Annotated in this window: 17 protein-coding genes; 5 read left to right on the top strand and 12 right to left on the bottom strand. The window is 57.3% G+C overall.

Translation table 11 applies throughout. The features are described 5' to 3' along the window. Positions 1–91: 91 nt before the first annotated feature. On the bottom strand, positions 92–3,517 hold the full coding sequence (locus D2E23_RS08585) for a tubulin-like doman-containing protein (RefSeq protein ID WP_126030501.1): 3,426 nt from the start codon (positions 3,515–3,517) through the stop codon (positions 92–94). 583 nt (positions 3,518–4,100) lie between these two features. Further along, complete coding sequence (locus D2E23_RS08590) at positions 4,101–4,946, bottom strand: LytR/AlgR family response regulator transcription factor (protein WP_126030502.1); 846 nt, start codon at positions 4,944–4,946, stop codon at positions 4,101–4,103. A 547-nt stretch (positions 4,947–5,493) separates the two neighbouring features. Here D2E23_RS08590 and D2E23_RS08595 point away from each other — a divergent pair. After that, positions 5,494–6,024, top strand: coding sequence for a type III secretion system chaperone family protein (locus D2E23_RS08595; protein ID WP_093960293.1), 531 nt, complete (start codon positions 5,494–5,496; stop codon positions 6,022–6,024). A gap of 639 nt (positions 6,025–6,663) precedes the next feature. After that, positions 6,664–8,073 (top strand): MATE family efflux transporter, encoded by a 1,410-nt coding sequence (locus D2E23_RS08600; protein WP_126030503.1) that lies wholly within the window; start codon positions 6,664–6,666, stop codon positions 8,071–8,073. Between the two features lie 60 nt (positions 8,074–8,133). Here D2E23_RS08600 and D2E23_RS08605 read toward each other — a convergent pair whose 3' ends face one another. From D2E23_RS08605 to D2E23_RS08625, 5 genes are all read right to left on the bottom strand, one after another. Further along, positions 8,134–9,336, bottom strand: a complete 1,203-nt coding sequence (locus D2E23_RS08605) for an ABC transporter permease (RefSeq protein WP_126030504.1) — start codon at positions 9,334–9,336, stop codon at positions 8,134–8,136. After that, complete coding sequence (locus D2E23_RS08610; protein ID WP_126030528.1) at positions 9,314–10,033, bottom strand: ABC transporter ATP-binding protein; 720 nt, start codon at positions 10,031–10,033, stop codon at positions 9,314–9,316. The genes D2E23_RS08605 and D2E23_RS08610 overlap by 23 nt, the downstream gene beginning before the upstream one ends. Before the next feature lie 41 nt (positions 10,034–10,074). Beyond that, positions 10,075–11,229 (bottom strand): efflux RND transporter periplasmic adaptor subunit, encoded by a 1,155-nt coding sequence (locus tag D2E23_RS08615; RefSeq protein ID WP_126030505.1) that lies wholly within the window; start codon positions 11,227–11,229, stop codon positions 10,075–10,077. An 809-nt stretch (positions 11,230–12,038) separates the two neighbouring features. Beyond that, on the bottom strand, positions 12,039–12,935 hold the full coding sequence (locus D2E23_RS08620) for a sensor histidine kinase (RefSeq protein WP_126030506.1): 897 nt from the start codon (positions 12,933–12,935) through the stop codon (positions 12,039–12,041). 315 nt (positions 12,936–13,250) lie between these two features. Then, complete coding sequence (locus D2E23_RS08625; RefSeq protein WP_126030507.1) at positions 13,251–13,949, bottom strand: response regulator transcription factor; 699 nt, start codon at positions 13,947–13,949, stop codon at positions 13,251–13,253. Positions 13,950–14,109: 160 nt separating this feature from the next. Between D2E23_RS08625 and D2E23_RS08630 the strand changes: the two genes are divergently transcribed. Then, entirely contained in the window at positions 14,110–14,487 is a 378-nt protein-coding gene (locus D2E23_RS08630) for a hypothetical protein (protein WP_126030508.1), read from the top strand. A gap of 61 nt (positions 14,488–14,548) precedes the next feature. Continuing rightward, a complete protein-coding gene (locus tag D2E23_RS08635) occupies positions 14,549–15,145 on the top strand; it encodes a hypothetical protein (protein ID WP_241227263.1) in 597 nt (198 codons plus the stop codon). Between the two features lie 353 nt (positions 15,146–15,498). On the opposite strand, the gene D2E23_RS08640 is transcribed toward D2E23_RS08635, so the two are convergent. The 5 genes from D2E23_RS08640 to D2E23_RS08660 form a co-directional block, all read right to left on the bottom strand. After that, positions 15,499–17,343, bottom strand: a complete 1,845-nt coding sequence (locus D2E23_RS08640; RefSeq protein WP_126030509.1) for a [protein-PII] uridylyltransferase family protein — start codon at positions 17,341–17,343, stop codon at positions 15,499–15,501. Positions 17,344–17,778: 435 nt separating this feature from the next. Then, on the bottom strand, positions 17,779–18,117 hold the full coding sequence (locus tag D2E23_RS08645) for a P-II family nitrogen regulator (RefSeq protein WP_126030510.1): 339 nt from the start codon (positions 18,115–18,117) through the stop codon (positions 17,779–17,781). Position 18,118: 1 nt separating this feature from the next. After that, entirely contained in the window at positions 18,119–19,411 is a 1,293-nt protein-coding gene (locus D2E23_RS08650) for an ammonium transporter (protein ID WP_126030511.1), read from the bottom strand. A gap of 452 nt (positions 19,412–19,863) precedes the next feature. Beyond that, positions 19,864–21,060: a signal recognition particle-docking protein FtsY gene (ftsY, locus tag D2E23_RS08655; RefSeq protein ID WP_420897298.1), complete on the bottom strand. Its 1,197-nt coding sequence runs from the start codon at positions 21,058–21,060 to the stop codon at positions 19,864–19,866. Between the two features lie 1,024 nt (positions 21,061–22,084). Continuing rightward, the gene (locus D2E23_RS08660; protein WP_126030512.1) at positions 22,085–22,405 is read right to left on the bottom strand and encodes a hypothetical protein; all 321 of its coding nucleotides are present in this window, start codon (positions 22,403–22,405) and stop codon (positions 22,085–22,087) included. A gap of 307 nt (positions 22,406–22,712) precedes the next feature. Here D2E23_RS08660 and D2E23_RS08665 point away from each other — a divergent pair, with 307 nt between their 5' ends. Next, positions 22,713–23,459, top strand: coding sequence for a TetR/AcrR family transcriptional regulator (locus tag D2E23_RS08665; RefSeq protein ID WP_126030513.1), 747 nt, complete (start codon positions 22,713–22,715; stop codon positions 23,457–23,459). The last annotated feature ends 288 nt before the right edge of the window (positions 23,460–23,747 follow it).

Consider the following 23,747-nt stretch of genomic DNA (forward strand, 5'->3'; position numbering starts at 1 on the left):
AGAGGGGAGCCAAGCCTCATTACCGTAGGCTCCCCTCGTTGAGGGGAGCTGTCCGGCGAAGCCGGACTGAGGGGAGCACCACCATCCAGCCTCACAGGGTGATGAAGTTCTCCAGAGCGAACAGCTCAAGGGCCTTCTTCAGATCCTTGATCTGAGCCTTCACCTCCGGCACCTCGCGCGGGAAGAACGCCGTGGCCACCTTCACGATGTCCTTGGCACGACCCAGCTCCTTGGACACCGCCTGGCAGGCGGTCTCCACCGACTCCGGCGTCTCATCCGCATCAAGGATCTCCTGTACGGTAGCGCGAATGGACTCGCGCACCTCCGGATCAAGCTCCTTGAAGGTCTTGTACGCCTGATACAACGGCACGTGGCCATACGGCTTCATACGCTTGTCGGACAGCACGGTCTCATCACCGAACTCCGGATCCACATACACGACCTCCGGAAGATTCAGTTCAATCACACCGGTGAACAACGCGTTCGCGAAGTCGACGAAGTCGCTGTCGATCTCCGGCTCGAGGGCGTTGATGTCATCCTCGATCTCCTTGATTTTGGCGAGCTCTACCTGGATGAGTTTCTGCAGCTCGGGAGCCTTGGCCAGATTATCTATGCAGATGTCGAGCTCAGTCACCTCATTAGTGCTGAACTCGGATGACAGCACACGCGTGCCCGGCTCGTACTCACGATTGTCGCTCATGGCCTTGAGACTGTATTGCGCCTCAAGCTTCACATCATTCGCCTGGTCCTTGGCCGCATCGAAGTCCGTACGGAACCGCTGCATGAACGAATCCGTGATCACACGGATCTCATACGCGCTGCTGGTCTTTTCAATGATGCCGGCCTTGAAGGCCTGATCAAACAGAACCTTGGCACGCTCGGCACGCTCCCGCAAAATGGCGGAGTTCCTCGACGTCATCAGGCTCAGCGGCGTCGGCGACGGCAGCAGGCGCCAATCACGGCTGTCTGTGACTTCCGACGCCCCTTCGACATGTTCGGCACGCTCATAGAGGTGCAATCCCGGGGAAGGGCTGTCCACGGCCTCCTGCTCGTACTGGGAGACGCCCTTGCAACCCCACATCGGCACGCCAAGCAGGCAGCGAAGAATTCTGATGCGATCACGCACACCAGTCTTACGAACCAGCAGCGAGTCATCCGCCTCATGAAACTTATAGGCAGCAGCGATCACCACCGGAGCCGACTGCGGCACCGTCAGAAAGCCGCTACTGACGGCATCAGCATCGGAATAGCCGAGCTCGGTCCAGAACAGCGGGGCCGCGTTGTCCCTCACCCTCTTGAGCAGATCATCGCACACGATCTGCGCCAGCTTCTCCGCATCCTGAGTCTGGTACTTGTCCTTGAGGAACGACTCCAGCGAACGCGACGAAAACGCGACGAACTTGTCGATGAAATAATCCGACACCACGTGAGACAACCGCACCTCGTCACCATTCGGCCCCCAACTCTTGAGGCCCTCAGGACTCAGCAGCACCTCCAACAGCTCGTGAGCCAGCGAGGGGATGTCCATCTGACGCATCGTCTCATTCAGACTCGGCATCAGCTCCTTCATCGTGATCAACGGCATCTCATACGGGTTCTGCCGGTCCGCAAACGCCTCCAACTCGGCACGATTCGCCTCGAACGTATCGAACAATGCCGAAACCGTCGTAGTGAACGGAATTGTGAAATTGTTCATCATTGTGCGCAGCTGATCTTTGACCGTATCCATCAGATCGATCAGTGTCTGATACATCTTCACACGCATCTGGAGGACGACTAGCCGACGACTGGCATCGGCATATGCCGCATACGCACTCTGGAGCTTCAAGAAGCCGGCAGCCTGAAACTCGCGATCCTTCTGCTCATAGTCCCGGTACGCGTGCGAGTCGATCTGATACTGCTCATGATCGCGACGGCTCACCGCCTCGGCACGAATGCCCTCGATTGCGGCGAATAGATCGCAACCACGGGAGCCCAACACCAGCTGAGCCGCGTAATACGGGCCACAATTCGGATCGGCCATCGCCTCGCGCACCGCGTTCAGCACGATACCCATCACCGACTGCACATTCGACGCCGTACCCGTCAACACCGACTCATACGACTGCAGCGGCTGAGCCAAGGCAGTATAGTTCCTCGCCAGCGTACCCTCGGCTTGAGCCTGCAAATCATGCAACGGGCCAATCAACAGCTCCGTGCCCAGCCCCTTGACGTCCTTCGCCTTCAGATCCGGCAACAGGAACTCCATGTTCACATCCTGAGTTAGACGCTGCAACATCGCATCGAACGTGAAACCGATCGTCTTTTGGAACACCGCGGACTGCTCATTCGACGGCACCAGGTCACGAAGTCCAGCAGACCCCTCAAACACTTTCGACGCCAGATATGTCAGCACCTGCTTGAACGGTATTACCGCACTCGCCGCGCCCAACACCAGATACTTGTACTGAGCACCAGCAGTTTTCACTGCCCAAATCTCGCGGAATCTGATATTAGCAATATAGGCTTCCCACGAGAACCAGTCCTCCTCTGATCCGATTAAGAAGTCCAACACATAGTCGGTCGCCACGTTCATCGCGTACTGATACGCCTGCGGAATCACAGCACCGTCGGAGGTGGTACCGGAGATCAGATGGCAAAGATCCACCGGGGGCTTCGTGGTGCGAATCTCACCAACACCCGAATATTCCTGATGCCAGCAATCACCGTTGTTCTCAAAGTTCATGCAGTAATCCAACTCCTGCATGGCGGCGTAGCCGTTCCGCCGGATATAGCGTTTAGTCTCGTCGGGAATGCCAGGCTTCTCAAGATTCACATCGGGAAGGAAGAAATAACCCAGCGTCTTGGACTTGGTGGTACCGGTATCGAGCAGTGTCTGTTCCAACAGATAGCACGCATCAAGGAACGTGCCGGATCCGGTCGCGCCGCTTAGACCGGAGAAGATATGCACGTATACACGGCAGTCGCCCAATCCTTTCTTTGCGGCCTTCACAGTCTGCTCAACACGGGCAACGAAATCGGCAGACCGGCGCATGAGCAGGAAACGACTCAGCTGACGGCTGCCACCTGCGCAGATTCTGTCTAGGTCCGCAGACGCAAAATCGTTGAACTGCAGCCACTCTTGATATGCAGGATCCTGAGCCAGCTCATCACGATGATTACGGAACAGCTCATTCAGACTCCCCGGATAGGAAATGTCGAAGAACTCGTCCGGAGTGATATCGGAGAACGAGCCCGTCCCTCCCCTCGCGGAGGAGTTCTTTCTGTTCCGCAGCTCGTCGGGAGTGTCCGAGTCCACGGCAATGAATCGGATATGCGAATACTGCGGCACCGCGGCATCCAGATCATCCGGCCTGATGCGGTTGTACATGGCACGCTTCACACTGCGCAGGCAATCGATGCCCGTACCGCCCAGACCGATGCAGATCGTGGCGCAGTTATCCTGCTCGGACTGCTGCATCCGATCGATGATGCCACCACCCGCACTCAGCAACAGTCGCTCGTACATATCCGCCATATCCTCCGCCCTTTCCGCTCACGGCCACGCCGGACCGGCACTCACGGTGCTCACGCCGACCGGTCCACGTATTCGACACCGAACACGATGACCCGGAACCGCCCGAATCGGATGCGAAAATTCGGATAACCCGCATCCCGCCGACCTGCCCGACCACTCATCCCAACGTACCGTCGCTAGGGCCGGCGCCTGCGGAGCAGTCGAACGTGGCGGCACAACTGCAGAGAATGGCGTAACAACTGCACTCTGAGGGGAGTCGGCGCGGACCCTCCCTCAGTCGCGCATGCGCGCGACAGCTCCCTCCCAAGGAGGGAGCACGAAACAACGGGGGCGTTCTCCCTCCGCGGGAGGGAGATGTCACGGCAGTCGCCGTGACAGAGGGAGGGGACACCCCCAAGCCGAAGAACGTTGCAGAATTTTCTTTCACAACCGAGGAATCCGGCCGCACTCACCTCATCAGTCAGACTTCGTCTGACAGCTTCCCCTCAAGGGGAAGCCGGCGTACATCGAACCGATCGCAGGGCTCCCCTCAGTCACGCTGCGCGCGACGGCTCCCCTCATGGAGGGGAGCCGTGGATACGGGCTACTTGCGGCCGGAGTCGAGGCCGCGGATGTAGCCGCGCAGGCGGGCCTTCGCGTAGCTGCGGCGACGCTGGCTCACGGGAATCTCCTCGCCCGTGGTGAGCACGATGGAACTGCCGTTGAACAGTCGCACATAATTCATATTGACCAGATAGCTCTTGTGACACTGCAGGAAATAGCTCGGCAGCAGCGCCATGAATTCGGCGATCGTGGAATACGTTTCGATCATCTCGTCCGCGTACACGTGCAGCACACGACGATGGCTTTCCGCATACCGGATCTCACTCGGCGCCACCATGTGCATCACGTTGCCCGAATCGATGCGGATCATGCGCTCGCGCGTCTGACGCAGCTGCCACACGGCGCGGAACAGGGCCAGTCGCAGCTCCTCGATGACCACCGGACGGGCGAGCACATGCATGCGTCCGGGCACATACAGGTGCGGCAGCGGCACGGAATCGCGCGCCGACCGACCCGCGTTGCGCGAGACGAGCATGATCTGCGTATCGGATTCGGTGGAGAACAGTCGCGTGGCATCGCTCACGAGCATGCGCGAATCCGATCCCCGCACCGAGCGGCCGTCATCGGAATCGGCGGCGTCGATGTTGAAGAACGCGATGTCTACCGCGTGATGGGCGAGAAACACACCGAGCGCCGCGATGGTGGCGAACACGGTGACATGGAAGTTCAGCAGATCGAAATTCGTGGTATCTCCGCGGTTCGCGGAATCGGTCTTGGGCGCATTCACGATGTCGAGATCCGGAGAGGAGACGGCGAATGAAGAGATCATCGAGGAGAGTCGTGCGGCCCGCTCGGCATCGTCATCGACCACAGCGACGGAAATCATAATCCCCCCCCCCTTAACGGTTCTGATCTTCTCGTTCGCGATAGTACGACGACGATCGATTCATCCGACGCGTCGTCGTATTTGTTCGGTTTCAAGAATAAATATGAAGGGGGGCTACATCCAGACGCGCCAGTACATGATGTAACAAACGATCGGTTCGACGTAATAAGTGATGCATTGGTAACTGTTTGCGTTCACGAACGGATTCCGTACGCCGTGTTTGTCATGGCCGGCTCGAAATCGCCACAACGACGACGGCTGTGGACGATCGTTGTGAACAACGGGTTTTCATGCCTCCGAAAAAGACGGAGCCACACCCCCTTTCCATAGTGACGCATATATTGACGCGCATGACAGGGACGCCGCAAAGCAGTGGAAACCGCCGCGGCACGCCATTTCGGCGATGACACCCATGGCAGAAAACCGCCAGTGACGACGACGGGCATTACGATGAAATCACAAGTTGCGGCAAACGGATGACGGCGACGACGCCCGGCATCCCGATCGGCACCGCGCCGGCACCGCATTAGGGAAAGGAATCTCCACCATGGCATACTCAACCGCACTGTACGCTCGCGTCAAGGAATACCTCGACTCCGACGGTCTGCACTACGACGAGGACCCCACGCAGGGCCGTTTCGAGTTCGGCATCAACATTCACTCCAAGGTGCGCAACGTGCGCGTGCGCATCTTCGTGGACGACGACAACTTCAGTGTGGTCGCCGTTCCGCAGTTCGGCGGCGACACTCAGGATCCGGAGAACATGCGCGCGCTGGCCGAGTACACCGCCCGCGCCAACTACGGTCTGGTGCAGGGCAACTTCCAGTTCGACTTCCGTGACGGCGAGATCCGTTACTGGAGCGCCATGCTCACCGACGACGACAGCCTGCCGTCGATTCACACGATCGGCCGCGTGGTGTTCGTAGCGATCATGATGTGGGAGCGTTACGGCGACGGTTACCTCAAGGTGGGTCTGGCCGGCGTGGATCCGGAGACCGCGGTGAACGAGGCCGAGAACCCGGAGCCGCAGGCCCCGGCCGAGCCCTCCCCCACCACCATCGACCCCGAGATCCTGTAAGGATCAGCGTCTCGGCTCCCCTCTCCGAGGGGAGCCGTCACGCTCTGCGTGACTGAGGGGAGCACGGGCCCGGCATCTGCCGGGTTCTTTCTTTTTTCAATTACCTCGCACTCGTTATAGAGAACATCGGCCAATCACCGCGCGAGCGCTCCTCCCCTCAGTCGGCTGTCGCCGACAGCTCCCCTCGAGGCGGGGAGCCTGCGCACGGCCCATGCATGGGCTCTGTGTTCCGTTTACCATGGCGTAACCTGAATCGTGCGCAATCCCCAGCCGTGCACCCACTTATCCACCGTATGTGGATGAAAATCCAGAGTTATCCACATTTTGGGCGTGTCTCAGTGGATAATCCACTCACTTTTCCACATCATGGGGATAACTATGTGGAAAACATGGGGATAAATCAGCGCGCTTCATCGGCGAAGTTGCCAACACCCAAATTTATGATATAGATCACACTTCGCCCAAATCTAACATTTTTCATGTTCGATTCTCGGCGTTTCCCACGTTTGTCATGCACCTCACTCGATCCTGACTTCTCAAATACGCCCGTCACTCGTTTCCCATTCAAGGGACCGGTAATACCATGGGCGGAGCACGTTTGCGTGGGTGAGTGGCGAGTCTGCGAGTCGGGAGGGGACCATGGGGCGAGAACGGGATGAACGGGCCGAAGAGGCTGAGCAGAACGGTCGGGCCGAGAGGACTGAGCTGGCCGAGGGAGCCGGTCGGGACGAAGGGGCCGGAACCGCGCGGAAACTGGCGGCGCTGGCCATTCCCACGTTCGGGCAGCTGATCGCCGAGCCCACGTTCATTCTGATCGACACGGCCATCGTGGGGCATATCGGCGACGCGTCACTGGCCGGACTTTCGATCGGTTCCACCATCATTCTCACGGCCGTAGGCCTGTGCATATTCCTCGCCTACTCCACCACGGCGCAGGTGGCGCATCTACTCGGTGCAGGCCGACGGCGAGAAGGATTGCAGGCCGGCATCGACGGTCTCTGGCTCGCCCTGCTGATCGGAGCGGTGCTCGGCATCGGGCTGTTCGCGTTCGCGGAACCGCTCTGCTACGCACTCGGGGGCCGCAGCGCCGTGCTCGACCAGGCCGTCACCTACACCCGGGCCGTGGTGCTCGGCGCCCCCGGCATGCTGCTCGTCTACGCGGCCAACGGCATCTTCCGGGGCCTGCAGAAGGTACGCATCACACTGATCGCGGCGGTGAGCGGCGCCGTGGTGAACACGCTGCTCGAGGTACTGTTCGTGCTCGTGTTCGGCTGGGGCATCGCCGGCTCCGGCGCGGCCACGCTGATCGCGCAATGGTTCATGGGACTGTTTCTGGTGGTGCCGGCCGTGCTCTGGGCGCGGGCCGACGGCGTGACCCTGCGGCCGCAGCTCGACGGCATCATGGCAGCCGGCGGCGACGGACTGCCGTTGTTCATCCGCACGCTCGCCATCCGGGCGGCCATGGTGATGACTGTGGCGAGCGCCGCACGCATGGGCACGCACGTGCTGGCGGGATTCCAGGCCGTGAACTCCTCGTGGAACTTCGCCATGAATATGCTCGATTCCGTGGGCATCGCGGGTCAGACGCTGGTGGGCGCGGCGCTTGGAGCCCGTGACTGGAAGCGTGCCCGGGCCCTGACCCGAAGCACCGGGCGCGCCGGAGCCGTGGTGGGGCTTGGCGTGGGCGTCGCGTTCGCCGTGGTAGGTCTGGCCGCCGGGCATTTCTTCTCCCCGAACCCTGAGATCCAGCTGCTCACCGCCGTGGGCATGATCACCATGGGCGTGTTCTTCCCGCTGCAGGGGTGGATGATGGCGCTCGACGGCATTCTGATCGGCGCGCGTGATTTCAGGTATCTGGCCGCCACCTGCACCCTCACCGCCGTGGTGTACATCGCGGCGCTCGGCGGACTTGTAGCGTTCGGCATTCCTCTGATTCCGGGCGATGTGGCGCGTACGGCGGTGCTGTGGCTCGCGTTCAATGTGGTGCTTATGGGCGGCAGGGGTCTGTCCAATGGGCTCAGGGCGCGGTCTGACACCTGGATGCGGTGAGACGAGGACGAGGCTGTGACACCAAGTCTCTAGATAAAGCTCAGCGACAAGTTCCTTTAGCTACCTCAATATAAGAGCAGGCTGCAGGCAAGCGGCTTTAATTGCGGGAGCCAAGCTTCCCAATGTGGAGGTCACCAGCGACGCAATGCATGCCAGAAATGCCGCATTGGTCGGGTACCTAGGCACTCCGATCAGAGAGCCGTTTGGCAGCAGCGTAGGAATGAGCGGCACGGCTAGGAAACTTATACCTATGGCCACTGCGGTAATGATGGATCCCAGAATGATCGATGACCCCAGAACCAATAGTGCAATGCTGCTTCTTGTGGCCCCAAGAGCTCGCCTGATAAGCAGTTCCCGTGAACGTTGTTCTATATTAGATAATCCAATATTTATCAATCCTATGGCCGAGACCAACAGCAGTAACAAGGCGGTAGCCAATGTTGTCTTTTGCAAAAGATCTATAACGGACTTATAGCTGTCGGCATTATCGCTACGATTCCAAGAGGCGCTTCCGCCAATCGTGTCGGCGAGTATGTCCTTAAGTGCACTTTTTGCTTGTATTTCGGTCTCGCCCGCATCTTCGTTCTCTGTTATCGGGTGAAAGAGTATACGCAATCCATCCGGCTCCCAGAGTTGTGGCACCAAACGCTGAAAAGAGAAAGCGTTGATGTAAACTTCAGGCTCTGAACTTCCGTCATCTACGATTCCATTAATCACGGATGCGAAAGTCTGCACATGTTCATCCAATGCCATGACCGCGGTGGTTTCATCCACCTTGGAGTCGGAAGCTGAATCCGCCTTCGACAACATATCAGCTGCCGCTTTGTTAAGTACGACTTCCGTAGTCGCATATTGGTCGGTGTCGGAAAGCCAAGATCCCTGCATCAATGGTTTAAAGATCACCGATGAAAGATACGAAGTGGTCACATTGGCCTCTACATGATGCCACTGGCCATTGGTATCCTGTAAAGACATGCCGTTATATACATATTCTGCGGCAAATACACCTTGATCATAGCTTTCCAACCGTTCGTAAAAACGCGCATTGGTGTCTAAATCGTCAATATCGGCATCTTCGATTGCAATAGTATAAGTTGGCTCCCATCCGGAAATACGGGCGTTAATAACTTGTAGATAGTCTTTTCCTACACTTCCTATAAGAACCGAAGAAATAAGCGCCACAATTCCGATGAGCATGGAGAGGGAGGTCAAGAAGGACCGTAACGGGGCTATTTGAAGATCATCGATGATCATATGAAGCATGACAAGAGCCTTTCTCCATAAGAAACTGGTATTCGCAATAGGAAGCTAAGCGCTGGTCATGAGTCACAAGAAGAAGCGTTATTCTACTTTGCTGCACCCTGTCGAACAGCATCTTTTGCACCATGTCACCGGTCTCGGTGTCAAGAGCCCCAGTCGGTTCATCGCATATCAATAAATCGGGTTGAGCGACCAATGCGCGAGCGATTGCCACGCGCTGTTGCTCGCCTCCGGATAGCTGAGCGGGACGATCACTGGCACGCTGTAATAGTCCCATGGCTTCAAGCTGAAAGAGAGCTCTCTTTTTAATCACCGTCTCTGACATGTGACGTCGATAGCGCAATGGAAGAGCAACATTTTCCCAAACATTGAGGTGAGGAATCAGTGAGTAGTTTTGAAAAACAAAACCTATATGTCGATTACGAAAACGAGAGCGTTCAGCATCGGAAAGGGCCCGGATATCGGCACCCTCATACAGATATGATCCTCTATAGTCGGCATTAAGCATTCCGATTATCGAGACAAGACTAGTTTTACCGGAACCGGATCTTCCAACAATAGCTGTAGACGTCCCCTTCGCGAATCGCAAACTGACATGATCAACGGTTGTCAGTTTTCTGCTTCTTGGAAGTTGAACCTCGGCTGTCACTGAATCCAAAACAATAAGGGGATGTGAACCGTCTAGATATTTAGGGACAATCTCCGAAGGAGAAACCCCCTTAATGTTATTTTTTGCAAAAATCAACCATTACCCCCATAAAGCCCTTGCTCGTTATCATTTTTTGATGACTTTGTCAGGTTTGGAGCGGTAGCACTCACTACATCTCCTTCATTAAGACCGCTGAGAATTACTATGGATGTGCCATCAGAAGCACCTAGTTTGACAGTAGTTGCCGTAAACTGTGTACCTTCTTTCTTCAGAACAGAGCCTGTCCCCAAGCGGCCTGCAACCGAGGTGATCGGCAGTAACAGTGCATCGGATATGGCCGGGGCTGAAATTACGGAGACAGCGGACTGGCCGACTCGTGCCTCCGACTCTCTTGGAAGGAGACATTGCACCGTTCCGGATTGCAATGAATCTGAATTAGCATTGGCATCTGCCACAGATACAATACGATTTAATTGCGTAAAGTCCGCCGAGAGTAAGGCACTATTAATGCCTTCCGTCGCGCCTTGGAATGAGGAGGATTCTCCTTCCGGCTGGATCTCCTCTTTATCGGTGTCTTCATTATCGGCAAGAGGCACATATTCATCTTCACCAGAAGCATCCGCTTGATCATCCTCGTTTGGGGAGGCAGGGGACTCTTCTTCGGAAGGGGTATTTATTCGGGATTGGGACCGAGGTTCCTCTTGCTCGGTTTTCGGCTCACCATCATTTGACGATTGCTCTTCATCGTTGGTCTGCGCGTCATCATCATTACCTGTGGTTACTATATCCGCCATTTCTACTACAGCTAAACAATCAGTAGGACCATCCGCATCCGTAACTTGAAATCTCCCATGCAGTACCGTCCCGACTTGCGCTGTTTTCAATAACTTGGTGGCGTCTACATTTACCGACATTCCAGCATACGTAATGGTAAATAACGGATAATGTGACGAAACCATGTTGTCCGCGATAACGGCAGTAACCAATCCGTCGACCGGAGCGATTACGCTCTGCCGATCGACGTATCCTAAAATACTTCCGGATTTCACATAATCATTCGTTTTAACGATTGAGTGGAACCAGCCCCCATTCGACGAAAGAACCGCAAACGGTTGAGCAACTTGAACGGTACCGGTTGAGGAAACTACAGGAGTGAGGGTTCCTTTGGTCACTGTAGCCGTTTGTTTTGTTAAGAGCCGAGATGCATACCCTGATTCTGCAGTCTGATTCCCAGCATTAGCTTGCATAACATGTACATAGGCATATGTACATAGCGAAGCAACTAAAGCAAAAATTGCAATACAACTCAGTATGACTTTCACTCTCCGACGAACCACCCTATGTGACATATACACCGCCTATTTCCATTTCCTAAGACAGTGTGAGTCAAATTGATAACGATGCTCAAGCCGATCAATGTCTTTGTCCTCTAAAAAGAGGACAAAGACATTCAACGAGTTGCCATCACGCAGGAAGAGAACATAATCAAAAAGAAAATTGACAGAGAGTAAAAAAATGAACAGGAAAGTATTTTCTTCCATAATAACCATTACGAGCATTGTTCTGGCTCTGCTCTTCCCCTCCATAGCCAACGCGGCCACATATCGGGTCACCGGCGAGCTGAATACAGGCGGATCGCTAGTGCAATATTCAACATTCCGATACCATTCCCGAGGAACAGCCGGACTTGGCATTACGTACAGCGTAACAGGATACAGCCGTTTTGGGTTACGAAGTACGAACGGAAGCCAGATAACATCTTCACTCCTATACGACTCACCTAAATATCAGTCATGGGGAACCGTGGCATCTGGCCACTATGCCTTAAACGGTCGAATGACTGCAATACATGCAGGCAATCGTTATTGGCAAGGATACTTAATATTGTGATTCAAATCATTAGACAAATCGGAATATAAACATCAGTAAGGAGCAATAATGGCCCGAGTGATTCTTGCCGCCATCTTGTCAATAACTTTGCCTTCCGCGCCAATCATCAATTCAGAAACGAATTATGCGATGGCAGAGCAGACTACCGCCGCCGAAACCCGACATCCTACACATTGCCCTCCGCTGCTGATTGTTTTAAAGAAGTGCCCTCGTCAATAAGCGGCATACTGATTTTCAACACCCAAGCTCCATCTTCACAACAAAACGACCAACTGCCACCCAATGATTCAAGAACCTCGATCTTGGAAGTCAGTCCGGCTCCCGATCGAGGTTTTTTGTTAAAGAATTCAATGTCGGACAGATCATTGACTTGATATATATCGATGTGCATATCACTAAGCCTTACGCGAACTTCATAAAAGTTACTCTCAGCAGAGCAATGAAAGGCAATATTCGAGTAAATCTCCCGCAAAAGTTCCAATATAAAATCTCGAACATCATCGGATACGCATATATCAGGGATACTGTTCTTTAATATGGATTTACCGTTAAACCCCAGCATTCGCAGCTGCCTGTCGCCAATTCGCATCTGATCGGCAAGAGACTGCTCAAACCCTTGATGATACTCAGCTCTCCTCTGCCTTACATCAATCGTAGGTTCATTCAGCACGGTAACAACATCCCGCGTTTCACGCAGAGCTTCCATCAAAGAACCAGATATCTCTTTATCCAAATCCTGACTTGAGGACGATGAGTCCCTTGAGCGAAGAAGCAATACACTATAAGCGATCCGATTGGAAATCGATTCATGAATGCGCTCGGCAAGTTCATTTCTAACATGCAAATCATTTAATGAAGCATGCATCTTCTCTGATCTGACCCTATTTATTTCAATACACTTCTTCTCCTGCTCAATTCTTACAGTTAGTCCCGCGGCAGATGCAAAACAAAGCAATCCAATACCATACAACGAAGATCCAGCCGCCCTTATATCTTCAATATCATATAAAATACAGGAGGCCAACCATGCAATTACGATAGCAACTAGACAGGTAATTCTCATTGATCTCTTTGAAGAGCAAAAATACAGAATAATGCCAGCAGAACACCCTCGAGTTGTGCCAAACCGGTATCAAAAGGAAGAAGTTCACAAAACACATATAAGGATATGATTCCAAACGAGAAATGTTTTGCAGAAAACGGAAGCAAAGCAACCAATACCATGTACAGTATTGATAATAAAATTGCGATGATTCCGGACACAGGGTACAGAATCCATTCGACTACGGCTGAAATCTCTACAAAGGAGACTGCCAACAGTATATAGATTACGTTTCGACTTTTAAATATTTCTTTCATAAAACCAATCCACGATGCTCTATTCATTTCGGAAGCTCAACCATGCCACAACGGCTTCGGTCTTATTTCTGGCTCCAAGCTTTTTAAAAGCCCGTTCCTGCAAAGTTCTAATCGAAGTCTCCCCAATACCGAGTTCCTTCGCGATTGCTTTTCTGCTTTTCCCACAAACGCTGAGATCCATGACCTCCATCTCCCTACGGGAAAGGCTACGACACCGCAATGGCTCATCTCCATCGGCCGTTAAACGGCGATGGGATTCAATGGCGGTTTCGGAGAATGCAGCATCGGCTATACGCCCGTTAGCCAAGGAAACAATAGCCTCACAAATCTTTTCTATATCTTCTTTTCCGATTAGACCTTGTGCTCCGGCCTCTCGCGCAGAGTATCGATACATCTCTAAGCTAAACGACGTAACTCCCAATATGGCTACCCTGTCGGTGGCGGCTCTCACCTGTCGGCAAACAGATAATCCGCTCATTCCCTCCAGCGACATATCAACGATCAACACATCCGGCCGCGAACGCGCACTTAAACAAAGATCCACGGCGCTTCTTCCGTCAACGACTTTCCATAGAATTCGACATTCTTCTAGATATCTCTCAATTAGGGTCGCCAAAGCCATTAGGCTCAATCGATCATTATCGACAATGCCAATCGTGAAGCTTTTACTGTCATACAAATGAGTGGACACACCGACCCCTTTGTTCTCACTAGCCATCTTTAAGAAATTTCCACCATGAATTAACTTCCAATTTTAACAAGCTCCAATTATCTCTGTCCACTTTTTTGAGGACAGAGGAGTGGAGATTTTTTGCAAGGGGGTGCTACGCGACGCATCATCGACGTGTCGCAATTCAGCCGAAGAAGGAGAGTTCGCAATGAAGACAAAACGTATCATGACTGTACTTGTAGCTTGCTTGGCACTGATGCTGGGAGCACCGGCCGCAGCAAATGCCGCTACCTACAGCGTCTCCGGACAGCTTAATGCCGGAGGACAGCTTGTCCAATACTCCACGTTCCGAAGCCACACCCGTGGCACTGCGGGTCTGCGCATCACAGAGAACGTAAGCGGAACCAGCCGGTTCGGTCTGCGTAACACCTCCGGTTCTCAGGTAACCAGCAGCCTGTCGTTCACTTCGCCGTCGTACCAGTCCTGGGGAACGGTCGCCGCGGGCCGTTATGCGCTTAATGGCCGCATGATTTCAGCTCATGTATCCATGCCCGTTTATCAGTGGCGCGGCACACTCACGCTGTAACCTCCCGGCAAAATATGGGGGATCTCGTTTCGAGATCCCCCTCTACCGTTATGAAGAGAAAATGACCAAATATAACTTGAAAAGAATTCAGCATCTGCTTTTTTGCCTCGTGCTACTACCATGCATGTTCTTATCCGGTTGCGGAATCCCGGCAACCAATGATCGGGCCAAAGAAGATAAGACTTCAGCAAATGTTCAAAATCAGAATTCGGATTCGTCCGCAGATTCCAGTAGCACCGGCAGCATTCCCACTATGACGTGGGAAAAGTCCAATGAAGAATATCAGAACACTGTTAGCACATTCCCATTTACACTGCGCAATGGCGACAGCTTCCCTAACAACATGTCCGACGATGGAGGAAAATCAACCCTTTACGCTGAAGGATGGGGACAGGATCAGGCTTACTTTTATTGGGAATGTTCGACGGAACGATACATATTGGACAATCACCAAACAGATAGTGCAGGCACACAGGAGGCACTCAATGATCTCAGGAAAATGACGGAAACGAACTGGTATAAAACCTATATAGAAGACCCCGACAACAATTTCGTCAACGATGTAATCACCCCCGCCGGACTGGGAGACGTATCAATGCTACAGGAATTTTATCAGAGCGATTGCATCTGGTATAGAAAAATAAATAACATCAATTAAAAATTGAATTATGGCTGCACACGCACGGCGGTGCTGTGGCTCGCGTTCAATGTGGTGCTTATGGGCGGCAGGGGTCTGGCCAATGGGCTCAGGGCGCGGTCGGATGCCTGGATGCGGTGACGCGAAGACGAGGCTGGTTCACGATTTGCGCGGCTCTTTGAATCGTGAACTGGTTTTGACGCCTGCCGCTACGTAATTGCAACATTTGGGGGCGGTTACAGAGTTCACGATTTGCCGGGGGTGGAAAATCGTGAACTGGAAACTGGAAGGGGGAGATCCCTCCCCTCAGTCCGCCGTTTGGCGGACAGCTCCCCTCCCAAGGAGGGGAGTCAAAGGGGTTGAGGCGCCTAGAATCACGCCTTGGCGCGTACGGCGGCGGCGCGGGCGGCGGAGTACATGGCGCCCACCAGGGCGGCACGCCACTTGGACCAGCCGTACTTCTTAGTGATGGTCTCCCCCGCCGTCGCACCCAACGACGAACCGTCGGCGCGCGTCAGATCGAACAGCATGTCAAGCATGATCGGATCATTGCCCAGCCGTGCGGCCAGCTCGCTCACAGCCGCATCGTCATCCGGGCTCTTGCTCGACGCGAAATCGGACAGGGTCAGATGCTCACGCACCAACGTGGTCGTCATGTCGATCTGCTCCTGCGGGAAACCCATACGCTTCATGATCACCGGCACATGGCGCGCACCCTCGGCCGCATGGTCGCTGATGCGCGGGCGCTTGCCGATGTCATGCAGAATACCGGCCATGAGAAGCACTGTGTAATGCTCGTCGTCGTAGCGCTCGCCGGTCGGCGACGTGCGTTCAAGCCGCGCGGTCACCTCGAGCATATGCCGGTCAATGGTGTACCGGTGCGCAGCGGACACGGACGGACGGTTGCGAATACCCAGCCATTCAGGAATCCAATGGCCCGGAATATCAACGAAGTCAAGCTCCTCCCACACTCGTAGCAACGCCGAACCGGTGGCCAGCAGTCGCACGAACGCGGCGCGGCTGTCCGCATCCCAGTCACGGTCATGAATCGGGCAGCGCTTGAGATTGGCGAGCGTACCGGGGGCAATGGGCAGGTCGTTCTCGGCGGCGGCCACGGCCACACGCAGAGCGAGCGTGCCATCCTTGCTCGGATCCACGCCGGGAGCAAGCACCGCCTCGCCCTCGTGCCGTGCCACATCAGGCGCGATCACGTCGAACGTCGGCGCCTCACGACGTCCACCGCCACGCGGCTGGAAGATCTGGAAGAACGAGAACCGCGGCTGCTCGTGCGTGAGCGAATGCGCGGCACGCGACGCTGTGGAATCCAAGGCGAACGCAATACGCCGACCGTAGCGCGCAAGAATCGTCTGCATGTTCTCGATCGACTCGGCGGCACGCTGATCCTCATCGGGAATGGTCGGATCGCTCAGGCCCATCATGCGCGCCACGTCCACCTGATAGGCGGGCAGCAGCAGGTTCGTATCCTTGTTCGCGGCCAGATGGATGCAGTCGCGCACATCGAGCAGATGTTCCACAGCGTCGTCGTAGCTGCCGTGCGGACGATCGGCCAGCCATGACGTGGCGAGCGCGGAGACGAGTACGGTGTCGCGCAGTCCGCCGCGCGCCTCCTTGATGTCGGGCTGGTTCAGATACGGCAGTTGGCCGAAACGGTCGAAGCGCTGTTTGGCGGAGTCGGTGAGTTCGGGCAGGCGTTTGCGCGCGGCCTTGCGCCAGCGCTCGCGGATCGAGTCGGCGGTTCTACGGATCAGTTCGGTGTCGCCGGCCACGGGCAGCACGTCGAGCCAGCCCATGGCGGCGGGCAGATCGCTGTCGGTGACGGCTTCGCACTGCTGGCGTGTGCGCACGGAATGGTCGAGGTCGAGTCCGGAATCCCAGAGCGGATACCAGAGTTTGTCAGCGAGAGTGGTCACGTTGTGGTCGTTGATCGCGTGCGGATCGTAGATGATGACCAGGTCGAGGTCCGAGCAGGGGCCGATCTGCCGGCGGGCGAGCGAGCCGACGGCGGCGAGACCGATGCCGTGGTCGGGTGCGTCGGAGCCCATGGATTCGAGGGAGTCGTGCCAGAGTTGTTTGAGTGATTCAAGGACGATTTCCACACGCTTGGCGCGTTTTGCGGCACCGTTTCGGTAGACGCCGTCGTCATCGGGCTGGCTGACTGCCACCAGTCGTGTTTTGAGCCCATCAACCGCAGAAGCCAATTGTTCTCCTTAGAGAGTAGGTGGTTGGGAAGTTTTTTTTGGGGGGGGGATTTTAGGGATTTTAGGGATTGAGGAAAGGTTGGGATTGGGGAGTTTTGGGGTTGGGCCCTCCCTCAGTCACGCTTGGCGTGACAGCGTCCCGCAAGAATGGACGGCCTGTGGCCGGCCTTCCTTCTGGTTCGCCTGTCGGCTCACCTGAGTCCTAAAAACGCCGCTGGCGTTTTCTTAACGGACTCAGCCTCCCTGGGAGGGAGCACGAAAAAAGAGGCAGGGAGCACGAAGAGAAGAGACGGGTATGAAAAATCCCCGTGGCGGGCGGGCCGTCACGGGGACTGTTTTCATCAATCAGAGCGGTTGCGGAAACCGTCCTGAAATCCTGATGCGGTCGAACGGATCGCCGTCAGTATGCGCGGTGAATCCGCGCGGTCGAATCCGTCAGATCGCGGCGGAACCGGTCTCGCCCGTACGGACACGAGTGACCGAGTCGAGCGGGGCGACCCAGATCTTGCCGTCGCCGATGGTGCCGGTGCCGGCGGCCTTGGCGATCACGTCGACCAGAGTGTCGGCGTCGGCGTCGTCGGACAGCACCTCAACGCGGATCTTCGGGATCAGGTCCACGGTGTACTCGGCACCGCGGTAGATCTCGGTGTGACCGCGCTGACGACCGTAGCCGTTGGCCTCGGAGACGGTCAGGCCGTGCACGCCTGCGGCAGCGAGCGCTTCCTTGACCTCGTCGAGCTTATGAGGCTGAATGATTGCGGTGATGAGCTTCATTTCACTTCACTCCCTTCAGGATGGAGCTGGCGGTACCAGCGAAATCGTAAGCACGCTCGCCCTGGTCGGCCAAGTCGACGCCGCCGACTTCCTGAGCCTCGGTGACGCGCCAGCCGACGGTCTTCTCAAGAGCGAAGGAGATGATGGCGGTGAGCACGCCGGAGTAGAGGATGGCGACCAGTGCGATGACGATCTGCACGAGCAGCTGCTTGTAGTCGCCACCGGCGAACAGGCCGGTGTCCTGGGCGAAGAAGCCGACGAGGACGGTACCGGTGAGACCACCGACGCCGTGCACGCCGACCACGTCGAGCGAATCATCGTAGCCGAGCTTGAACTTCAGGCCGACGGCGAAGCAGCAGAGGATACCGGCGATGAGGCCGAGCACCATGGCCCACAGCGGGGAGACCACATCGGCGGCCGGGGTGATGGCGACCAGGCCGGCGACCATACCCGAAGCGGCGCCCATGGCGGTGTAGTGGCCGGAGCGGATCTTTTCAGTGAACAGCCAGCCGAGCGTTGCGGCGGAGGTGGCGGCGGTGGTGGAGACCCAGGTGTAGCCGGCGGTGCCGTTGGCGGCGAAGGCGGAACCGGCGTTGAAGCCGAACCAGCCGAACCACAGCAGGAAGGCACCGAGCATCACGAACGGAACGTTGTGCGGGCGGAACGGCTCCTTGGGGAAGCCCTTGCGCTTGCCGATGATCAGCACGGTGACGAGTGCGGCGACTGCGGCGTTGATGTGAACGACCGTACCACCTGCGAAATCGTGGGCCTGAGCGCCGATGGCCTGGGAGATGGCACCGTCGGGGGACAGCAGACCGCCGTTCCACACCATGTGTGCCATCGGGGCGTACACGAACGTGATCCACAGGGCCACGAAGATCATCCAGGTGCTGAACTTGATGCGCTCGGCGAGTGCACCGGTGATCAGCGCGACGGTGATCATGGCGAACGTGACCTGGAACGCCACGTTGATGCTCGGCGGGTAGGCGGCGTCGGAGCCTCCGTCAACGGAACCCCACACGCCGTTAGTGGCGACCATCGTGTCCTTCAGCAGGAATCCGGTGGCGGGATCGCCGAAGATGCCGCCGATGTCAGTGCCGGCATATGCGATCGACCAGCCCCAGAACGTCCACACGACGCCGGTCACGGCCAGTGCCGCGGTGGACAGCATCAGCATGTTCAGCACGGCCTTCGCGCGAACCATGCCTCCGTAGAAGAACGCCACACCGGGCGTCATGAGGAAAACCAAGGACGCTGAAGTCAACATCCATGCTGCATTGCCTGCGTCACCCATGTCTACCTCCCTCTCTGCAGGTCGCCCGGCCCTGCACGCGCCGGGGATCCTGTCCGTTGTGGTCGGGATGCGCCCGACCGAAAGTAACCTTTTCCGGCTTTCGCGGAGTGGGCGTATGCGGTGTCGGTTTGCGCGTTGTGCGCGCGGGCGACATGCGACATACGGCCGTGAAAGCCAACGGTTGTATGAAACGACGCTTGGATTACCCGCGCGATTACATAGTGTTACGGAGGTGTTAACCGGAACGGGTTTCGTTACATAGGGTAAGGCTATGGGTTGGTGATGGGGCGTGGGCGCTTGGCATCTGCGTTGATGACCGGATTGTGGGATGGGTGCTGTTTTTGGTCCACTATGCGAGAAGATTTGGTGTTTGGGGCGTCAAGTTCCCGTTTTTGGACCGATTTTCGGGTATTTGACGCCCCAAATTGCTTGTTTACTTGTTGCTCGAACGATCAGCCGAGGATGCCGTCGACGAAGCCTTCGGGATCGAACGGGGCCAGATCGTCAGGGCCTTCGCCGAGGCCGACGAGCTTGACGGGCACGCCCAGCGCCTTCTGCACGCTGATGACAATGCCGCCCTTGGCCGAGCCGTCGAGCTTGGTGAGCACGATGCCGGTGATGCCGATCACCTCGGCGAACACCTTGGCCTGGGTCATGCCGTTCTGGCCGGTGGTGGCGTCGAGCACGAGCAGGACCTCCTCCACGGGCAGCGTCTTCTCGGTGACGCGGCGGATCTTGCCCAGCTCGTCCATCAGGTTCGACTTGTTCTGCAGACGGCCGGCGGTGTCGATGATGAGTACGTCGGCGTTCTGCTCCTTGGCCACCTTGGCGGCCTCGAACGCGACGGACGCCGGGTCGGCGCCGTCCTTGTCACTGCGCACGACGGGAACGCCCACGCGGCTGCCCCACGTTTCCAGCTGATCGGCTGCGGCCGCGCGGAACGTGTCGGCGGCACCCATGACGACCTTCTTGTCCTCGGCCACGAAGAGTCGGGCGAGCTTGCCGGCGGTGGTGGTCTTGCCGGTACCGTTCACGCCCACCATGATGATGACGGACGGGCCGGCGTCGGCCGGACGGGGACGGGATGCGACGAGCGAACGATCCATGTCGCGGCCCACGAGGTCGAGCAGCTTCTCGCGCAGCATGGCGCGCACCGCCTCCGGGTTCTTCTCACCGGTGATGCGGGCGTCCTTGCGCAGATCCTCGACCAGCTGCTCGCTGGCCTCCGCACCGACGTCGGCGAGCAGGAGGGTGTCCTCCACATCCTCCCAGTCGGCCTCGGAGAGGTTGTCCTGGGTGAGGATGGAGAACAGGGCCTTGCCGAACGGGTTCGCGCTCTTGGCAAGACGGGCCTTCAGGCGTTCGAAGCGGGATGCGGCCGGCTCCGGCTTGGGAGCGGTGGGCTTGGCGGGTGCCGGAGCGGGAGTCTGGGCTGCGGGCTCGGTCTCGGAGGCTCGGGCGGGTTCGGGCGCGACCTGAGCTTCCGGCTCGGCCTTCGTCTCCGCAGGTGCTTCGGCAGGGGCTGCGGGCTCGACCGGTGCCTCAGCTTCCGGCTTTTCTGCAGCGGCGGGCTGCTTGGCAGGTTCAGCGGGGGCCGTAGATGCCTCGCCCTTAGGCGCTTCGTCCTTGGGCTCGGACGGCGCCGACATGGACTCGACCTCAGGCTCCGCGGATTCGGCGGGGGCCTCGACAGCCGGAGCCTCGCTCTCCCCTGCGGATTCGACAGGGGCCTTCTCAGCAGCTGATGCTTCAGACGCTTCTGCAGATTCGGCTTCAGGCTTCTTGTTCTCAGCCTTGCTCTTCGCCTCAGCATCGGACTCGGACTCCGGTTCGGCAGGCTGCTCCACCTTCACAGGCTGAGATTCGGGCTCAGGCTTGGATTCCGGTTCAACTGCGGTCGTGGATTCCTGAGTTTCCTCGGATTCCTCGGCCGGCGATTCCTCGCGTGCCTCGGCAGCGGATTTGTCGGCCGCGGTCTTTTCCGCAGTTGCTGCGGTCTCAGGCTTCTTAGCCGGTTCCGATTCAACCTTCGCCGCCGGAACAGCCGGCGCTGCGACCTCGGTCGGCGCACCCGACTTCTTCTTCACTACCACGGCGACAATGGCCGCGATGACCACCACGGCTACAACGCCGAGGATGATCCACAATGTCATTTGATCCATGTCCCCACCCTAACATCGCCGGGAAACCGGCCTCAGTCCGCCCAACCCGGTCCCCTTGAGGGGAAGGTGGCAGCCGAAGGCTGACGGATGAGGTGGAATGCCGTCGCAGACGGCAAATAATGATCGTCGCAGACGATGCCGCATCGAATCGGCCGCGTCGGTACGGTTCTTTCCATCTGCGAAAAGTCTCTCATCAGACCGCCAAGTAGCCGGTTTCACAGGCAAGGCCAGACGGCCTACGACTGCGGTATCTTTTGCTGCCGACTCGTCTTCATCCAGAAACAATCCATCGGACTACATACTTGATGGTTCGGCCCCGAGCAATGACCTTCGTGCTCCCCTCAGTCTGCCGTTCGGCAGACAGCTCCCCTCAGGGAGGGGAGCCGGAGCCGTCTCTGTGATCAGCGAATCAGCGCGCCCATGCCAGCGCTGTTGGGATCACGGTATCCGTATTCAAAATACGTATCTATGAACGCAAACGGCCGTCGGACCGCCACGTCACGTCAGGACACTACGCGCGAGCCGGATTCTCGGCCTCGGGTTCGCCCTCGTGCTCGTCGCGACGCATGCCTCGCACCTCCACCACGGAGGAATGATTCACGTAGACCGGAGTCGCGGATGCAGCCCCGGAGGACGCTCCCCGCTTCGCATCGCCGGACGGCTGGAACGCCACCTTGGTACTCACCACGCGCGGCTTGTGCTCCTCGTTGTCCTTGTCGTAGCTGTAGAAGAAATCAGTACGGTGCGCATCCTGTCGGGCGTACCGCAGTACGGCCACGACGAGCGCAACAACAAGGACGATCCAAAACAGAAAAATGAGGAGCATGGGCATAGGACTAATTCTCTCAGCAGCCACGACTTTTTCCCCGTCAACGACCATAATCATCGCCGATTGTCTACATCCCGAGACGAACTGTCGGCACACGCCCGATCGGGCGTCCCGCACCGGTCCAAACCTCTGACATCAGACCAATATCGACACCTATTCCGTAACCAATCGGTAACCCCCTACCGTCATCTCCCCCACCCCCATCGGCCGCCCGTCTGATCGGCCAAGCAATCACCTGCCCAGCCACCACCGGCCGTCTCCGCGTCAAACCGGCGTGAAACACTAGATAACCATGAGCGGTACAGGCAGAATGACGGCATTGCAGAGGCGAGAACAGCTGATCGCAGTAGGGCGCTCGCTGTTCGCGGCCAAGGGGTTCGAAGCGGTGAGCGTGGAGGAGATCGCCGCCACCGCCAAGGTGAGCAAGCCGATCGTATACGAGCATTTCGGCGGTAAGGAGGGTCTGTACGCCGTGGTGGTGGACCGCGAGATGCAGACGCTCACCGGCGCCATGATGGAAACGCTCGCCGAACCCGCGCAGGGCTCGCGGCAGATCGTGGAGAACGCGGCCATGGCGTTCCTCAACTACATCGAGGAGCACACCGAAGGATTCCAGGTGCTCTCGCGCGACCGTCCGACCACCGACCCGTCCGGATCGTTCAACTCCCTGCTCGGAGACGTGAGCGTGCGCGTTGAGGATCTGCTCGTGCGCGCGTTCAAGCGGCACAAGATCCCGGCCAAGGGCGTGCCCTACTATGCGCAGATGCTCGTGGGGCTCATGGTGTTCACCGGCCAGTACTGGGCCACGCACCGCAAGATGAGCAAGGAGCAGCTCGCCGCGTACATCGTGAACCTAGCGTGGAACGGCCTGTCCCGCATGGAGGCCAAGCCCGAACTGCGCTACGTGGGCGAACACTCGTCCGGCGGCGCGCGCGAGGAACGAAAGCCTCGCGGCGAGCACGCGGAGCACGATGGCCAAAACCCGGACGACGAACACGACGACTGGTCCAACGACGCCGGGATCCTCACGGACGCCACCGCCGATACAGCCGAATAAGCCGAGTAATCCACCACGGACTCCGGCACTCGGCGGATTCGCGAATGGTTGCGGCCGTGGGCGGGGTCCTTGTCTCCAAACGCGCTCGTCTACGACAAGGTGCCGCAGCGATGACCGTTCCCGGGGAACGAATCCGGCCGCACGGGTAATCGCGCAGACTGACGGCACCCCTGCTTCTTAGTGTGATCACACTAAGACACGAGACAGAGAGGTTCCGGGGGGAGAGGGAGGCCATCGGGATTGCGAGTTTTGTGGTTTTACGGAGCGGCATAGGCCGGGTCTGGAGGG

Origin of the sequence: Bifidobacterium callimiconis (genome assembly GCF_003952005.1) — a bacterium.
GTDB classification, from domain to species: domain Bacteria; phylum Actinomycetota; class Actinomycetes; order Actinomycetales; family Bifidobacteriaceae; genus Galliscardovia; species Galliscardovia callimiconis.

Bases quoted from the DNA above. Each gene is read 5' to 3' on its own strand.
- D2E23_RS08585 (WP_126030501.1), bottom strand. From the start codon at position 3,517: ATGGCGGATATGTACGAGCGACTGTTGCTGAGTGCGGGTGGTGGCATC.
- D2E23_RS08590 (WP_126030502.1), bottom strand. From the start codon at position 4,946: ATGATTTCCGTCGCTGTGGTCGATGACGATGCCGAGCGGGCCGCACGA.
- D2E23_RS08595 (WP_093960293.1), top strand. From the start codon at position 5,494: ATGGCATACTCAACCGCACTGTACGCTCGCGTCAAGGAATACCTCGAC.
- D2E23_RS08600 (WP_126030503.1), top strand. From the start codon at position 6,664: ATGGGGCGAGAACGGGATGAACGGGCCGAAGAGGCTGAGCAGAACGGT.
- D2E23_RS08605 (WP_126030504.1), bottom strand. From the start codon at position 9,336: ATGCTTCATATGATCATCGATGATCTTCAAATAGCCCCGTTACGGTCC.
- D2E23_RS08615 (WP_126030505.1), bottom strand. From the start codon at position 11,229: ATGCAAGCTAATGCTGGGAATCAGACTGCAGAATCAGGGTATGCATCT.
- D2E23_RS08620 (WP_126030506.1), bottom strand. From the start codon at position 12,935: ATGAGAATTACCTGTCTAGTTGCTATCGTAATTGCATGGTTGGCCTCC.
- D2E23_RS08625 (WP_126030507.1), bottom strand. From the start codon at position 13,949: ATGGCTAGTGAGAACAAAGGGGTCGGTGTGTCCACTCATTTGTATGAC.
- D2E23_RS08630 (WP_126030508.1), top strand. From the start codon at position 14,110: ATGAAGACAAAACGTATCATGACTGTACTTGTAGCTTGCTTGGCACTG.
- D2E23_RS08635 (WP_241227263.1), top strand. From the start codon at position 14,549: ATGACCAAATATAACTTGAAAAGAATTCAGCATCTGCTTTTTTGCCTC.
- D2E23_RS08645 (WP_126030510.1), bottom strand. From the start codon at position 18,117: ATGAAGCTCATCACCGCAATCATTCAGCCTCATAAGCTCGACGAGGTC.
- D2E23_RS08650 (WP_126030511.1), bottom strand. From the start codon at position 19,411: ATGGGTGACGCAGGCAATGCAGCATGGATGTTGACTTCAGCGTCCTTG.
- ftsY (WP_420897298.1), bottom strand. From the start codon at position 21,060: ATGTCGGCGCCGTCCGAGCCCAAGGACGAAGCGCCTAAGGGCGAGGCA.
- D2E23_RS08660 (WP_126030512.1), bottom strand. From the start codon at position 22,405: ATGCCCATGCTCCTCATTTTTCTGTTTTGGATCGTCCTTGTTGTTGCG.
- D2E23_RS08665 (WP_126030513.1), top strand. From the start codon at position 22,713: ATGACGGCATTGCAGAGGCGAGAACAGCTGATCGCAGTAGGGCGCTCG.